The sequence below is a fragment of the Aureispira sp. CCB-E genome (assembly GCF_031326345.1).
Lineage (GTDB): Bacteria > Bacteroidota > Bacteroidia > Chitinophagales > Saprospiraceae > Aureispira.
In genome coordinates, this window is sequence record NZ_CP133671.1 from 551229 (window position 1) to 567206 (window position 15978).

General features: G+C 35.6%; 10 protein-coding genes. 9 read left to right on the top strand and 1 reads right to left on the bottom strand.

The annotated features are described in order from the left end of the window. The first annotated feature begins 60 nt into the window (after nt 1-60). From QP953_RS02065 to QP953_RS02095, 7 genes are all read left to right on the top strand, one after another. On the top strand, nt 61-1857 hold the full coding sequence (locus QP953_RS02065; protein ID WP_309553805.1) for a hypothetical protein: 1797 nt from the start codon (nt 61-63) through the stop codon (nt 1855-1857). Between the two features lie 73 nt (nt 1858-1930). Further along, on the top strand, nt 1931-2737 hold the full coding sequence (locus tag QP953_RS02070) for an SGNH/GDSL hydrolase family protein (RefSeq protein WP_052598154.1): 807 nt from the start codon (nt 1931-1933) through the stop codon (nt 2735-2737). Nucleotides 2738-2899: 162 nt separating this feature from the next. Next, nucleotides 2900-4876 (top strand): glycosyltransferase family 39 protein, encoded by a 1977-nt coding sequence (locus tag QP953_RS02075; protein WP_309553806.1) that lies wholly within the window; start codon nt 2900-2902, stop codon nt 4874-4876. 143 nt (nt 4877-5019) lie between these two features. Next, the gene (gldA, locus tag QP953_RS02080) at nt 5020-5943 is read left to right on the top strand and encodes a gliding motility-associated ABC transporter ATP-binding subunit GldA (RefSeq protein ID WP_052598156.1); all 924 of its coding nucleotides are present in this window, start codon (nt 5020-5022) and stop codon (nt 5941-5943) included. 156 nt (nt 5944-6099) lie between these two features. Then, a complete protein-coding gene (locus QP953_RS02085) occupies nt 6100-6948 on the top strand; it encodes a hypothetical protein (protein WP_052598157.1) in 849 nt (282 codons plus the stop codon). 204 nt (nt 6949-7152) lie between these two features. Beyond that, nucleotides 7153-8544, top strand: a complete 1392-nt coding sequence (locus QP953_RS02090) for a peptidylprolyl isomerase (protein WP_052598158.1) — start codon at nt 7153-7155, stop codon at nt 8542-8544. Nucleotides 8545-8840: 296 nt separating this feature from the next. Then, nucleotides 8841-9803, top strand: a complete 963-nt coding sequence (locus QP953_RS02095; RefSeq protein WP_052598159.1) for a MoxR family ATPase — start codon at nt 8841-8843, stop codon at nt 9801-9803. A 192-nt stretch (nt 9804-9995) separates the two neighbouring features. On the opposite strand, the gene QP953_RS02100 is transcribed toward QP953_RS02095, so the two are convergent. Then, nucleotides 9996-12056 carry an Omp28-related outer membrane protein gene (locus QP953_RS02100; protein ID WP_052598160.1) on the bottom strand — a complete coding sequence of 687 codons (2061 nt, stop codon included), beginning with the start codon at nt 12054-12056 and terminating at the stop codon, nt 9996-9998. Between the two features lie 887 nt (nt 12057-12943). On the opposite strand from QP953_RS02100, the gene QP953_RS02105 reads away from it, so the two are divergent. Then, entirely contained in the window at nt 12944-13651 is a 708-nt protein-coding gene (locus QP953_RS02105; RefSeq protein ID WP_309553807.1) for a hypothetical protein, read from the top strand. A 366-nt stretch (nt 13652-14017) separates the two neighbouring features. Continuing rightward, the gene (locus tag QP953_RS02110; RefSeq protein WP_309553808.1) at nt 14018-15931 is read left to right on the top strand and encodes an Ig-like domain-containing domain; all 1914 of its coding nucleotides are present in this window, start codon (nt 14018-14020) and stop codon (nt 15929-15931) included. Nucleotides 15932-15978 lie beyond the last annotated feature (47 nt).

Here is a 15978-nt window from a genome sequence, read left to right on the forward strand (position 1 = left end):
GCTACCAGTAAGTTGCTTGAATAGTATCAACTAAAGCTTTGGTTTTGAAAATCACGAAAAATGAAATTAAATGACCAGTACCAAAAGATCAATGATTGGTTGACTCATATTGCCTTTGGTATTTGGGCGGTATTGGCGTTGTGGTTTTTTCAGGAGCGCTTGTATAGCGATTCGGGATTTTTTCTTTCTAAAGTCGTGCACTACGAAAGTTTTTGGATGGAACTGAATCGGTTTATGCGTATTTTCTCTCAATGGCTACCATTGATCTGCATCAAACTAGGGTTGCCGCTCAAAATTGTTCTATTAGCCTATTCGGTGGGGCATGTCCTCTTCTTTTACGCCATTTATTGGATCGGGCGTTATTGCTGGAATAATCATCAAATAGGGTGGTTACTAGTCGGGACTCAAACCATAGGTATTTTACATGGTTTTTGTGCTCCAGGGTTTGAATTGTATTATGCAAGTGGCTTTTTAGCATTATTTGCTATTGTCTTAAATACCAATGACTTTTCAAAGAAACACCAACTCTATATGTTTCTTTTGGTGATAACAATGGTGATCAATTATCAGTTGATTATTTTTATGATAGGAGGCATTCTACTCTTGCATTTTGCAAGGTACAAATTTCAATATTGGAAACAATACGTACTAGTATTATTGGCTGTTATAACCTGTTTTGTGATAAAGCAATGTTTGACAGCGCACAGTTACGAAATTGCAAAAATGGAGCAATTTGTACTCAATCTCACCGAGCGAGGTTATAATTATGGATGGAACAACTATGTGAAGCCATTATTTAGTTTCTATGGAATGTATTACAAAGAAGTATGGATTATTGCCTTAATTACCTTTGGATTCTATATTAAGGAACGCCGTTATGGGATCGCTATCGGATATTTAATTTTCTTGATCTTAACTCAATATATTATTGCTTTAACTTATCCTGGTATTCGCCATTCTAGATACCAAGAACAGTGCTATTATCCATTGATTTTTGTTGCCTGTTATCCATTGTTTATGGATTTGAGTACTCGATTCACAAAGAAAGGAAAACAATGGTTTAGTATTGCCATTTTTAGTCTTATACTCTATCGATTTGTGTTAATTTCTATGGCTATTGAGCCCTTTACACATCGAGTGAATTATATGCATCGTGTCATTGAAACAGCCCAGAACATGGAGGGGAATAAATTTATTATGCGAGAAGATTGGTGGAACCCAGGATTTTGTGAGCCAAGTTTTACGTTAGGAATGGAATCAATGTTATTATTTGGGTTGAACCCTGACCGAAAAACCATTCAGATAATCAGAGATACAGAATGGTTATGGCAAGATTCTGCGAATATGCAGACATTGCAAGATACAAATTTGTACTTGTTTACTTATCGGAGTTTTTATGATCGAACGGATAGCATTTATCAGCACAAGAGTGTTAATAAAAAATATTTTAACTTTCCATCAGGAAAATACCGCTACCTGAACGGATGGGTACCAAAGCTAGATAGTATAGAGACATTGAGAAAGTTTCTGACGATAAAGACCTATCCTAAGGGACCCTATCCAAGCAATAGCACAGAGAATATTTTAATCAAATTGACAAATATTGGTTCAAAATCGCTAAATTCAGATCAAATTAGAGTCGCTTATCATTGGTGGAAGGATGGAAAGGTATTTGATTGGGAAGGAAATAGAAACCCTTTGGAGGTGGACTTACTAGCTCAAAGTGATTATTATCAATATATTTGGGTCAAAATGCCAGAGGAGCCAGGGCAGTATGAACTACAAGTAGATGTTATTGCAGGTCCGATATTAGGATGGATGCTATATCCTGCGAGAGTTCCTATTGTGGTTAATTAAGTAAACCCTAAAACAAATCTAACAATAGCATTGTAGATATTCGTCCGCTTATTTATTAATATTTATTATAAGAATGAACCTAAAATATTTTATAAAAGTAATTTTGGCAATTCCTTTTCTTCCTATTATGTACTTTCAAGCAAGGGCAATCAAAGCAAAATTTCCTAAATTGCCAGAAGCAGAAGGGAGCAATGGATTGGCTTCAGGAAGTCTTGATAAAAGACTGAGGGTTTTAGCAATTGGAGAAAGTTCTATAGCAGGAGTTGGCGTAAAAACGCATGAAGAAGGTTTTACAGGTACTTTGGCTAGAGAGCTAGCGGCTTTTTTTAACATCAATGTAGAATGGAAAGTATACGCTAAACGAGGTTTTACAGCCAAAAAAGTTGAGGAAATGCTTGTGCCTCAGATTACCGAAAAGGAATTTGATTTGGTCGTAATTGGGCTTGGCGGAAACGATACGTTTCAATTGAACAATCCTTCGAGATGGAAAAAAGATGTTCAACGGCTTATACACTCTCTTAAGAAGAAGTTTAATGATGCTCCGATTGTGTTTATTAATATGCCCCCAATCAAAGAACTTCCTGCTTTTACCAAAACAATTAAAATGGTTCTGGGCAGTTTGGAGAAGATGTTGGGAGAAGAGTTAGATAAGTTGGTTCGTTTGCATAAAAATACGTATTATTATTCCAATCGAATTACGATGAACGATTGGCGAAAACGCTTTAATGTGCCCTCTGAGAACGCTATATTTTTTAGCGATGGCGTACATCCGTCCAAATTGGCATACCAAGTCTGGGCTCGCGATGTTGCTGGCTTTATTAGAACACATCCTCAATTAAGTGCTGCTTTAAATTGGATTGGAAAGAATCAAAGAACGTAATTGGATTTAAGTATGAAGTCACAATTAATATTGTAATACCTTTAGGAGACATTCTGTCTCTTGTTGCATTGAAAAAACAAGGCTAGAGCTGCGTTTTTTGCCTCATAACAAGCATAAATTCTAGATAAATCTGATTTAAACCAATTATAACTTCATACTTACATGAATGAGAATATGGCTCCAGAATCAAGCCAAAGAATGAACAGCGATCAAATCTTATTGCTGTTGTGTATATTGATAGGGATTGGTCTTCGAATTGGCAATCCAATGGATTTTTCGTTCATTAATGATGAATTAAGCACTTGGTCAAAGGTTAGTTATGATTCAGTAGGGGCTGTTATAGAAAACATCAAGCAAGTTGATTCGCATCCTGTGGGTATGTATGTTTTTGTTTATTATTGGACATCCATCTTTGGAACTTCTGAATGGGCAATCAAACTCCCTTTTTTACTATTTTCAATTGCATCGTTGTGGTTGGTCTATCGTTTGGGGACACTTTGGTTTTCGAAAACAGTGGGGTTGATTGTCTTGGCTTATTTTTCAACCTTGCAATTTCCTATTTGGTGGAGCCATATTGCTCGACAATATCAAAGTGGTTTATTTTGCACCTTATTAATGGCGTATTGTTGGACGCAGTTATTGATGCAACAACGAACCGAAAAGCGCTATTGGATAGGTTTTGTTGTGATGGGAGCAGCATCTATGTACAACCACTATTTTAGCCTTATTTTTGCAGGAATATTAGGTGTTTGGGGCTTTGCATGGATGCGTAAAGAAATCCTATTAAAATACGTGGCAGCAGGAATAACAATGGTTGTACTGTTTTTGCCACATCTTAGTATTACAACCTATCAATTACTGCATGCCGATGGGCATTTATGGTATGCAATTCCAACACCAAGCTTTTTTAGCAATCATCTTCAATACATCTTTCATTATTCTTTTTGGTGCTTGGGCTTTGCCTTATTATTATTGTTTGGATCTATTCTGAAATACGGAAAGCAGACGTTCAAAAAAAATCAAAAAGCACGTTGGGGAAGTCTATTTCTATTTATAACACCTATAACATTTGGTTATTTGTACTCTGTCTATAAATCACCCATTTTGAGAGAATCGCATTTATTGTTCTCATTGCCTTATTTTCTGTTTTTTTGGTGTTCTTTTTTTCCCAAGGACATACCATCACGGATGAAGTTTTTATTAGTAGGGGTGATTTTAGGCATCAATACCACAACTCTTGTAGTAACAAGACAACATTTCAAAACAGTGCATACCCATCCTTACGAGCATTTTATTAAGCACACCAAGGCATTTTTAGCAGCACATGAATCAAAGGATGTTTGTATTGTTTTGGGAGAAAACCCAGAATATTTGCAATATTATAAAGATGCCTATGCTAGTAATTTTGAACACATAGAGAGTTTTAAACCACCAATCTCTTTTTTAGAATTTAGGGAGATTTTGGAGAATAGTGTAACTTCGTATTTAATTGTAGGATCAATTCCAGAGGCACATCTGCAAATGGCTAGATATTATTATCCTTATTTGTATCAAAGAAGTTATGGTATTAATTACGAATATTATATTCTAAGTAAGAATAAGGAAGCCCAGAAAGTAGCTTGGGAGTTTGATTTTGAGATAGATATGGATTTTGATAAAACAGAACAAGCTGGTTGGCAAATAGAGAAAACGAATCTTCGTCAGGATTCGATAACTGCTAATACTTATTATCAACAAGAGGGAGAATGGGGGCCTACTTTTGCCATGAGTTTGGAGCAACTTACGCCTCGAAATAATGAGTTTTTGGATGTGGCAGTAGACATACGAGTAGTAGATACGATGTTGTACCAACCCCAAGGAACATTGGTGGTCGAAATAAGGGATGAACAGGATTCTTTGTTGGTTTGGAAAGGTGTTGATGCTACAGCACAAACCAATGCTCAAAGAGATTGGCAACGGCTTTATTTATCTATGCGCTTTGCCCACGAGCCTATTTATAATAATGTTAAAAAACTAAAAATGAAAACATTTTTTTGGAATCGTGAAAAACAAGCCATCCAATTAGACCGTTTTAGTATCGCAACGAGAAAAGGAAATGGGTTGTTGTATAAAGACACAAATCCATTTGAATTTGAATAAAAATAACTATTCTTTGGCTTGGAATTAGGCGAAGAAATCAAATTACATTACTTCGTGAAAGAAAAATTGAATTAGATTGATTGTCAGTGGGATGTGTTTTTTGTTTTTGTAAAAAAATCCACGAAGTATTAAAATTAATAATTATGTCAGTAATTGTATCCAATTTAACGAAAGTATATGGCACACAAAAAGCCGTTAATAATATTAGTTTTGAAGCCAAGAAAGGAGAAATTTTAGGTTTTTTGGGACCCAATGGTGCTGGAAAGACAACCACGATGAAAATGATTACCTGTTTTATTCCTCAAACGGCAGGTCGTATTAGTGTGTGTGGTTATGATGTTGTAGAAAATCCAATAGAGGTACGTCGTAGGGTTGGTTATTTGCCAGAGCATAACCCTTTGTATTTAGATATGTATGTCAAAGAATATTTATTGTTTGTAGCAGGTTTGCACAAAGTGAATAATAAAATGGCTGCTGTCGAAGAAATGATAGAACGGACTGGTTTGACAATAGAACAACATAAGCTGGTTGGTTCATTATCTAAAGGATATCGCCAACGTGTAGGATTGGCACAAGCTATGTTGCACAACCCAGATGTCTTGATTTTGGATGAACCTACTTCTGGTTTGGATCCTAATCAATTGATAGAAATTCGGAAGTTGATACGAGAGTTTGGAAAAGAAAAAACAGTCATTTTTTCTTCTCATATTATGCAAGAAGTACAAGCACTTTGCGATCGTGTTATTATCATCAACCAAGGAAATATGGTAGCTAACGATACTATCGAGATGCTACAAAGTAATGCTTCGAAGGAAAAACAAATTATGGTTACTTTTGCAAAAGAAGTAAATGAAAAGCAGTTGAAGGCTTGTGCTCCAATTCAGAAGCTAAGAGCGTTGGAGGGACATACTTATTTAATCACCTCGTTGAGCGAAGAAGATATCCGTCCAGCTATTTTTAATTTTGCGGTCAAGCAGGGGAATATTTTGCTTGAAATGCATCAAAAAGTATCCACTATAGAGGATGTGTTCCAAGAGGTGACCAATTATACAGAAACAAAGGCTTAACGACGATAGCTTTTATAACAAATTAAATTTTCAATATAAAAAATAGTAGTTCGTTGAAACCAGTTCGTAACAGCGTAGCAAACCAACAAAGTGACAACCGAGTAGGCTTAAATTAGTACGCCATAAAGTAATCAATGAACTATTAATAAACATAAAATGGTAAAATATATAGTGTGGTTAATTCCTTGTCTATCTTTAATGGTGAGTTGCGGGGAAAAAAGAACTGTCTCAGGAGAAAAAGATGAAACACCTTTAGCGCAAGCGGCAGGGCAGTACTTATACCCCTCTGCAGTTGTTGGAATAGGCGCTGGAATGACTCCCAAAGATAGTTTATATCAATTAAAAGTACACACAGAGCAGTGGATTCGAGACCAATTGATGCTAAATGTAGCCAAACAAAATATTGGAGTTACAGAAGAAATTGAACGAATGGTCAAGGCTTATGAAGCAACGTTGATTATGAATGCTTATGAGGAAGCTTTGATTAATCAACGATTGAATACAGAGGTGACACCCCAAGAATTGGCAGATTATTATAGTAATAATAAAGAGCAATACCAAGCAGGAATTAGTTGGGCACGCTGTCATTTCGTCAAAGTAAAAAGAGGAACTCCTGAGCTGCAAAAATTGAAAAAATGGTTTAAATCTGATGACGGAGTAGATTTTGAACGAGTGAAGCTTTTTTGTGCCAAAAATAAAACGGTGCATATCTTAAATGAAGATCTTTGGATAGAATATGACAAATTGGTCAAAGAGCTTCCTGAAGATGCAATAGGCAATAGGCATCGTGAAAATCAATCTGTTTTAGATAGAATGGATGATAATTATCAATACCTATTACAAATTTTTGAATATAGAGACAAAGAAGATGCGGCTCCTTTGCCACAGGTGCAAGATGAGATTAAACGAATTATTTTGCATCAACGTCGCAATAAAATATTGCAAGACATTCGAAAAGAGGTATATGAGAAGGCAAAAAAAGAAGGTGCTTTTGAGGTTTATTAATATGATTTGCAAGGTATAATTTCAAAAATTGAAAATTATAGATAGGTTATCCAAAGATAAAGCTTTACTTTTGTGTCCGAATTAACGTTTAAGTAATTAATAAGAATGTATACTCTTTATTGGAAAGGTGTTTGATTATTCTTCAGATAAGAAATCAAAAGAAACCATGGAATATTACTATTAATAATAAGTATAAATATAATAATGAAAAAAATTTGGATATTGGTGCTATTGTGGGCTTTGGGTTCTGTATTGGTGTCAGCACAACGTCAACAAGTAGATAAAGTAATTGGAGTAGTTGGAAATCATATTATTTTACAGTCGGATGTCGAAGCACAACTAAAAATGTTAGAAAGTCAAAGTCAAGGAGCTGATTTGCCTAAAGATGCTCGTTGGTTGGTTTTTGATCAACTATTGGCAAATGCACTGATGTTGGCAGAAGCAGAGCAAGATAGTGTTGTGGTGGGAGATATGGAAGTTCAGGCTCAACTAGACAGTCGTGTAACCCAAATATTGGCGTATATGAACAACAATCCTGAAAAATTTAAAGAATTTTATGGGATGACACCTTTGGAAATGAAGGATTTTATGCGCGATCAAATGCGAGATCAGTTGGTACAACAACGCATGCAGCAACAAATTATGTCTTCTATTACGATTACGCCCAAAGAGGTAAAAGAATTTTTTAAGAATATCCCAAAAGATAGTTTGCCTTATTTTAATTCAGAGGTAGAGTTAGCTGAAATTGTAATCAAACCTAAAATCAACCCTATTGAAGATGCAAAAGCTCGTAAAATGGCACGCAATCTAATGCTACAAATTGTAGAAGATAGCGTTGACTTTGCTGTACTTGCTAAGAAATATTCTGATGACCGTGCTTCTGCCGCATTGGGAGGTGATCTGGGCGTGCAACCCCGAGGTACACTAGTACCTGAGTTTGAAGCGGCAGCTTATCAGTTGAAGCCGAATGAAGTTTCGGAAGTTGTTAAATCAGAATTTGGATATCATATTATTCAATTAATCAATCGTTTGGGAAACACAATTAACACCAGACACATCTTGATTCGACCTGATATTACAACAGAAGATAGGGAAAAAGCTTACCAGAATTTGGATAGTATTCGCAATTTGATTTTGAGCGATAGTATTACCTTTGCAGAAGGAATTGCAACGTATTCGGAAGAGGATTTCAGCAAAACAAGAGCTGGACGAATTATGAACCCAATGACTGGAGAACCTTATTTTGAATTGGGAGATTTGGAACCTTCTATTTATTTTGCAATTGATGGTTTGAACGAGGGCGATATTACGAAAGTAATTGAATATGAGACAAGAACTGGAGACAAACAATTTAGAATTGTTAAGTTGTTGAAGCGAACAGAACCACATGTAGCCAATCTACAAGATGATTATTCTAAGATCAGAACAGCTGCATTAGAATCTAAAAAAGGCCGTTATATCGTTGATTGGATTGACAAAAAAATAGCGGATAATTATATAGAAATAAAAATGGAAAATTTAGGAGATCAGTTGGAGGAAGCTAGAGCATCTGCGGCGTTGAAAAAGTGGTTTGATGCGAATAGTGTTCGCCCTTAAGTTATCTAAATCAAAAAAATTAAAGCTGTGTGTGCCAAACATACAGCTTTTTTTGTAGTTAAAATGATGGGTTAGAGTTGGTCAATATTTCTCCCTCTGTTTATTGGAGGAAGTATTAAACATATTTTAACAGTCCAAAAAGAGGATATTGCCCCAAGTTTTTTATATTTTGAACCAAGATTAAGTAAGCAAAATAAACTTTATGCATTACAAACTGTTGTTGCTAAGGCAAGTAACGAAATAGATTTTTTTATTCTATTGAATTGCAGGTTGTAATATATGTAAAAATAAAAATAATGAAATTTCAGAATGAAGTAGAAGCGGTTGATGCATTGGCAGAATCGTATCAAAAGTTACGAGCAGAAATAGGTAAGGTAATTGTTGGTCAAGAAGATGTTGTCAAAACTGTACTGATTTCGCTGTTTTGTGATGGACATAGTTTATTGGTAGGTGTGCCTGGTTTGGCTAAGACCTTATTGGTGAATACAATTTCCAAAGCTTTGGACTTGGAGTTTAAACGCATTCAGTTTACGCCAGATTTGATGCCTTCAGATATTACAGGTTCAGAGGTGATGGATGAACAAAGAAATTTTTCTTTTCACAAAGGTCCTTTGTTTACCAATATTTTATTGGCCGATGAGATTAACCGTACGCCCCCTAAAACACAAGCAGCTTTGTTGGAGGCCATGCAAGAGCGCAGTGTAACGGTTGCGGGGCATCGCCACTTATTGCCAAAGCCATTCTTGGTACTAGCCACACAAAACCCAATTGAGCAAGAAGGAACCTATCCTTTGCCAGAAGCTCAATTAGACCGTTTTATGTTCAATATTTTCTTAGATTATCCAAGTTATAGAGAAGAGGTAAATATTGTAAAAGGAACAACATCTATCAACAATCAAGAGGTGCACTCGGTGTTAACTGCTGCTGAAATCGTTTATTTTCAACAGTTGGTGCGTCAAATTCCTATTCCTGACAATGTATTGGAATATGCAGTAGGTTTGGTACACAAATCTCGCCCCAATACTGAATTGGCAACGGATTTTGTTAATAATTATGTTTCTTGGGGAGCGGGACCTCGTGCATCACAGTGCTTGGTTATTGCTGCCAAATGTCATGCTGCAATTACAGGTAAATACTCGCCAGATATCGAAGATGTGAAGGCAATTGCAAAATATGTATTGCGCCATCGTGTGGTTCGTAATTATAAAGCAGAAGCAGAAGGTATTTCTATTGAGCAAGTTATTGAAAAATTATTCTAGTTGATGACATATATTAGAATAGTAGCAGTGTAGCTAACTATTCTTAGAAAATATTTAATCGAAGAGGCAACTTAATTTTTTAAGTTGCCTCTCTAATTGATGATAGCTTAGTTCTGAAAATACCACTGTTAAAACAAAAGAGACCTAGTGTATTCTGTTTCATTTTGTCCTTTCATTTGGTATTGCTAAATTTTAATCTACCTTCTCGACTCTGATATGCTTAACCTTATCCTCATAATGTACTTGAAATAAGTATAAACCAGCTGCATAATTAGAAAGGTCAATAGTTGTGGAGCTATTTGTTTCTAAAAGTTGCCCTGCAAGATTGAATACTTTTGTAATAATTGAGCCATTATAATTGTTAACATCAATTTTTACTTGAGCATTGGTAGGGTTAGGATAAACAAGTACGTTAGCGGCGTTGTCTTCTATAGCAACTGTATTGGTCATTGTCATTAAATGCGTTTGTTCAGCATTGTAAATATAACGTTGCCCTCTAACTCCAATATACATGGCGTCATTGGTATCCATATATTTGGCAATAGCCGCAACCAACGTCACTTTATTGGGATTGATATTGGGAGGGAGGGTATATTGAAATTGGTGTTGATAATTACTGCCTGCACTAACGTGATGAGGAATAACCCCATCCACACCAAAGCAGCCACCTTCTACATAATCTCTTAATACATGACGATGCGTAAAACCAACAACCGAACTACCCGCTCCATAATAAGGATGACCAGTTGTTGTATTGTAATAATTAGCTTGATTCCAACCGCTGCCTTGACCAGTTAGGCTATCCTCAACAACCATTAATACAATGCGAGCATCTCCCGCTGAGTTATCACTATAATTAGCAGAAACGGTTGCGTTGATAACTCTTGTGTTGGGATTCCAAGAGTGTTGTATGTCAACATCAACAGGTGTAAAGCTATTTAATTGGTTGGATACTAAGGATGACCAACTTCCACGCCCAGAAGGTTCTTGGGTATACGTTGTACCAGAAGTACTATTTTTTCGATCAATCATTCCTGAAGGATAAGCAGCTACAGAAAATGCTGTTCGAAGCCCATCGTTGAATTCCATAGAGTCTCCATCGTGAATGGCTACAGGAATCAAGTTACTACCATGTTGGGCAACTAAATTTTCCATGATCACTGCTCCATCAATACAGTAGCCACACCAAGTACCTGTGAATTCTTCTAGGAGTATTTTTTTAGGACTGCTATTGTTGTTAATGCCTGTGATGTATTCGGTTAAAACATTATTGCAACTCATCTCATCTGGCATACCATTTACGTTGCTGACCCAGACTCTTAATTCATATTGATCATTAGGGCTACTAATGTGAATAGGAACTGTATGTGTCCAAAAGCTTTTTTGAGAATTACTGGCATTAACACCAGAAATAGAAGCAGTTTGTGTAGGACCATTATTCAAGCTATAGTTAATATCATAAGAAGTCAGAGAAGCATCGCCTTCGTTTCTTACAGAACCTTTTAAGGTATGGTTTCCTATGGAAAGATGATTGTCGATATCAATCCCAATTAAGGAAGCATCATGAACGATGGGAGCGTTCCAACGAAAACGATGTACCTCGTACAATGCTTTGTCCCAACTGGGATCAGATGGAATATAGTTCGGGCTTCCTGCTATTTGAGTACCTAAGGTGCCTGTTGCATTTTCACAGCCAATAGTTGTATTGAGCATCGGATAGAAGGAGGAAGAGGGAAGGATATTATTATCTATAACAACGATTTCAAAATCACCACAGTTTTCATATAAATTAAGGCTGACAGTTATATCGTCTTGCCAAGGCGCTGCACCAGGATAGTTTAATCCTGCCCAAGTAATTTGATGAACTCGATTGGGGGCAGTTCCGTAGGTTTTGGTAGAAATAGTACTTGCTGTTGTAAAGTCATCCCAAAGCGCATAAATGGCATTGTTGGGACCTGAAGTATTGGGCAATGCCGTATTGGAATTAATAGAAGCAGCACTTGCTGTATTAAAAGTAATGTATCCACTATGTGCAATTCGATAACTGCTAACAGATTGCCCATAAAAGTCAAAATTGAAAGGCAAATCCTGTTCGTCAGAAAGATTTGTACCAAGGCTAAAAAATTTATAAATATATGCCCCAGACCAATAATCTCCATCATCCCCGATATAAGTAGAAACGGTATAGTTTTGTGCTTGTAAGTACTGTAAGCAAGTTGCTAGAAGGTAAAGAATAAGTAGATAAGTTTTCATTGAGCTGTTATTTTTTATGAAATATTAATTAGGTGTACGAGTAGAGATACTATTTCTAATAGTGGGACGCTAGAACAATATTGAGCAATCAAGAAAAAACAATGATTCTAAGTAATAGTCTATTTTGTTGCTTGATTCTAATCAATAAGTGAGGATAGGTATGTGATTAGAAACTGTATTTTGTGTTTTAAAAAAGAGATAATAAAGATTATGTAAGTAAATTTTGTATAAGCAGTAAAAATCATCTAATCGCAGTGTTGGGTCTTGATTACCTTCGGTGCTACTTCGTGGTTTGCTTCTTTTATCAAGAACCCGAAGGCTCACGCAGTAAAAGAAGAGCAGAAGAGTAAATTACTCCCTAGTGTTAAAAATCAAAAGATATCGTAACTGTTCTCATAACTTTTTACATGCATAACCTTTAATACATAGTGTAGTACTTAGCTGCGCTGCTACTTTATGGTCGTGGGTTTTTAGCTTGATTATAAATTCTTTAAGGAATTAAGTAGTAATAATAATATATTATTATTAATCAAATTGATACGTTTTTTTTACGAAATAATGATAGCGAATAACCATATTAAATTTAATGAATTTTGATTGTAAAAAAGAATAAATACTCATTTAGTATTTCAAAATATCACTCGTTGAACATTCTAATGAATCGTGCTGTTGATAATACAGGTAGGGCAATCTGTTTATGATAAAAAACACTTCAAAGGTGGTGGAAGAAAAAGGATACCATGTTCTTTCTTTTAATCCACTTCAAAAAATAATGATAAACGCTATTTGGCGAAAATGTAAGTCCTTTTGGCAAGAAAATGCTCCTGTTGTTAAGATCAAAAGGCTTAAATTTGATAAAAATCACACATTTAAAATACGATATTAAGATGAAAAATTTACTACTTATAGTAACACTATTGGCTTTCCAAACTGGTTTGTTGGCGCAAGTACCAGAATTTACATTTAAAGTAACAGAAGAAACTCGTTCTATGAGCAAAGGTTCTGCAAATGCCTTGGTCGTTAGTTGGCCCAAAGCTTCGGCAAAGACGATTGCTAAAAATTGGAAAAGTTATGCTAAAAAATACAAAGGTAAACTTAGTTATGATCGCAAACAAGGAGAGTATTTTTTGGACAATGCAGAGTTGAAGGAAATGAGTGAAAACATGGTTGACGTTCGTGCCAAAATCAATCAAAAAGGAGATGGAGCAGAACTTGTCGTTTGGTTTAATTTGGGGGTTACTTATTTGTCCTCCAAAGATCACCCTGAGCGTTATCCTGCTGCTGAGAAATTTTTGCGCCAATTTGATTTGATGGTTTATGCAGAACTAATGAAAGAACAACTCAAAATAGAGGAGAAGAAATTGAAGATAATGAATAAGGAGTTGAAAAAAATCGAACGAGCACAGAAAAAAGAAGAACGAAGAATAGAAAAAGAGAAGAAAGCCATTGAAAAAGCTCAAAAATCAATTGACGAATCTCAGAAAGTGATAGAAGAACAAAATGAAGCCAAGGAAAAACAAGCTTCTGAAATGGAATATCAAAATCAATTGATCGACAAAATCAATGCAAAAATCAAAGAAGCAAAGAAAAAATAGATATTATCACGAATTGGTTTTATGAGAAATAAAAATATTGATTTTCCAATTTATCAAGGCGAAAAAAACGAGCATACTCGTAGGTCTTTGAGTCTTTTTTCAACGCAGAGAAATTGGAAAATGCTATTTTTTAGCCGTACAAATTAATTCTTGATAATGTCTAATAATCACCAATGATTTTTTTTCCATGAAATAAATAGAAGCCATATTCTCTAAGGATATGGCTTCCTTCTTCTTAAGGAACTGTGAGGATTGTTGATAATTGTGTTATAATTAAACTAATTTCGAGAAAAGTGTTGTAGAATTATTGTCAGTTCTCTCAAAAAGCACGTCTTTTGTATCGTTAAAAAAAAATATCGACGTACAGTGCAGAACAAAATATATTCAACTCTTATAGGTTATTGGTGGAGCATTTGTTTTTTAGGTTTAGTATTCAGTTGTGCAGAACCTAGAGCGCCCGAAGGAGGACCTCAAGATAAGCAGCCCCCTAGAATCCATACCAAAAAATATTCGACACCCAACCCAAGTACCAACTTTAGAGACAACCAAGTTATTCTTACTTTTGATGAGTGGGTCAAATTGGAGGCGGCATACACACAAGTTGTTATTTCTCCTCCTTTAGAAAAAAGACCAGATATAAAAGTTAGAAATAAATCTGTTGTTGTAGAATGGAAGGAGCCTCTAAAAGATAGTACCACCTATATCATTCACTTTGGTGATGCAATTAAAGATATTACCGAAGGAAATAGTGCCTCCAATCTAAAAATGGTTTTTTCTACTGGGCCTCAGTTGGATTCGCTATCTTGTTCTGGGCAGATTGTTGATGCCGAAACAAGAGCCCCAAAAGCGGATGTTTGGGTCATGTTGTATCAAAATTTAGCTGACAGTGTGCCTAAAACCGAAAAACCATACTATTTTACCAAAACAGATGCACGAGGCAATTTTAAATTGGAGTACCTCAAGAAGGGGCGTTATAGAATATTTGCTTTGGATGATAAGAACAGAGATTATAAGTACAACCAAAATAATGAGTCCATTGCGTTTTTAGATTCTTCTTTTCAGATTAATGACACCATACAACCTGTGTTTCGGTTAAGAATGTTTCAAGAGCGAGCTGAAACAAGAGTTCTTAGTAGTAAACTAGAAGCATACGGAGCTTTAAAAGTGACTTTAAATAATAAGGTTCAAAGTCCTAATCGCATTCAATTATTAGATGCTCCTAGTGATTTTAAAACTTGGATAGAACAAGGACAAGATACTTTCAGATTATGGTTTGATGGAACCATGCCCGATACAGGAAAGTGGGTGTTTGTACTGCAAAATGAAGCTGAAAACTTGAAAGATACCCTAGAAGTTAAAGCAAAGGAGCGTCGTGCGTACCTTGAAACAGCTACTAATTTGAGATGGTATAAAAAAAGAGCACGTCCCGCATCTTCAGAAGGAAAAAGCAGCAAAGGTCCTGTCGTTGTCTTGCTTCCATTACAAGATACGCTTGCCATTGAACAGCATCCTTTTGAAAATTTAAAACTTCATTTCACAAGACCAATTGTGGCTGTAGATACCAATCAAATTCTACTATTAAGAGATACTAGCTTATCCGTGGTCAAAATGAAAATAACAGAAATAATCGATAGCCTTACAGAGGAAATAAGCCTAGATACAATCTATGAGGAGGTGTTGCAAGATACTTTTTTGCCTGTTCCCAGACCTTCTATTGCCATTCAACAACACTTAGAGTTAGAGTATCAATGGCAAATTGGTGCTCGATATAAATTGATGATTTTGCCTGAAGGAGTAACGGATTATTTAGGTTTGATGAATCAAGATACATTATCTAGAATTTATACGATTAACCCAGAGGATAAGTATGGGAGCGTAACAGCCGTTATCAAAAATGCTGATAGTACGCTACAATATGTGGTGCAGTTGTTAGATTCTAAAGGCAATTTAGTGCAAGAAGCAATTGTAAAGGACTCTACTCAAATGACTTTTATTTATAAAAACATTCCTACGGATACTTATACAATTCGAGTGATTCATGATGCATTGCCAAATGGTCGTTGGGATGTCGGAAGTTATGAGGAGAATCGACAGGCTGAATTGACTACTAGCACGAAGCCAATTAATTTAAATCCTGGATGGGAAAATATGATGGAATTAGACTTGACCCCCGTCGAGCTTAGTCGTGACTCTCAATCTAAACGGAAAAAAGGATTTTCAGAAGAGGTTGAAGACGATACCATAGATGAGAAGATAAAGGAAAACAAGAAAGAGAAATAGGTTTTTTGTTGAAAATTTACTTTTTGAATATGTAATTATTTGCTTAG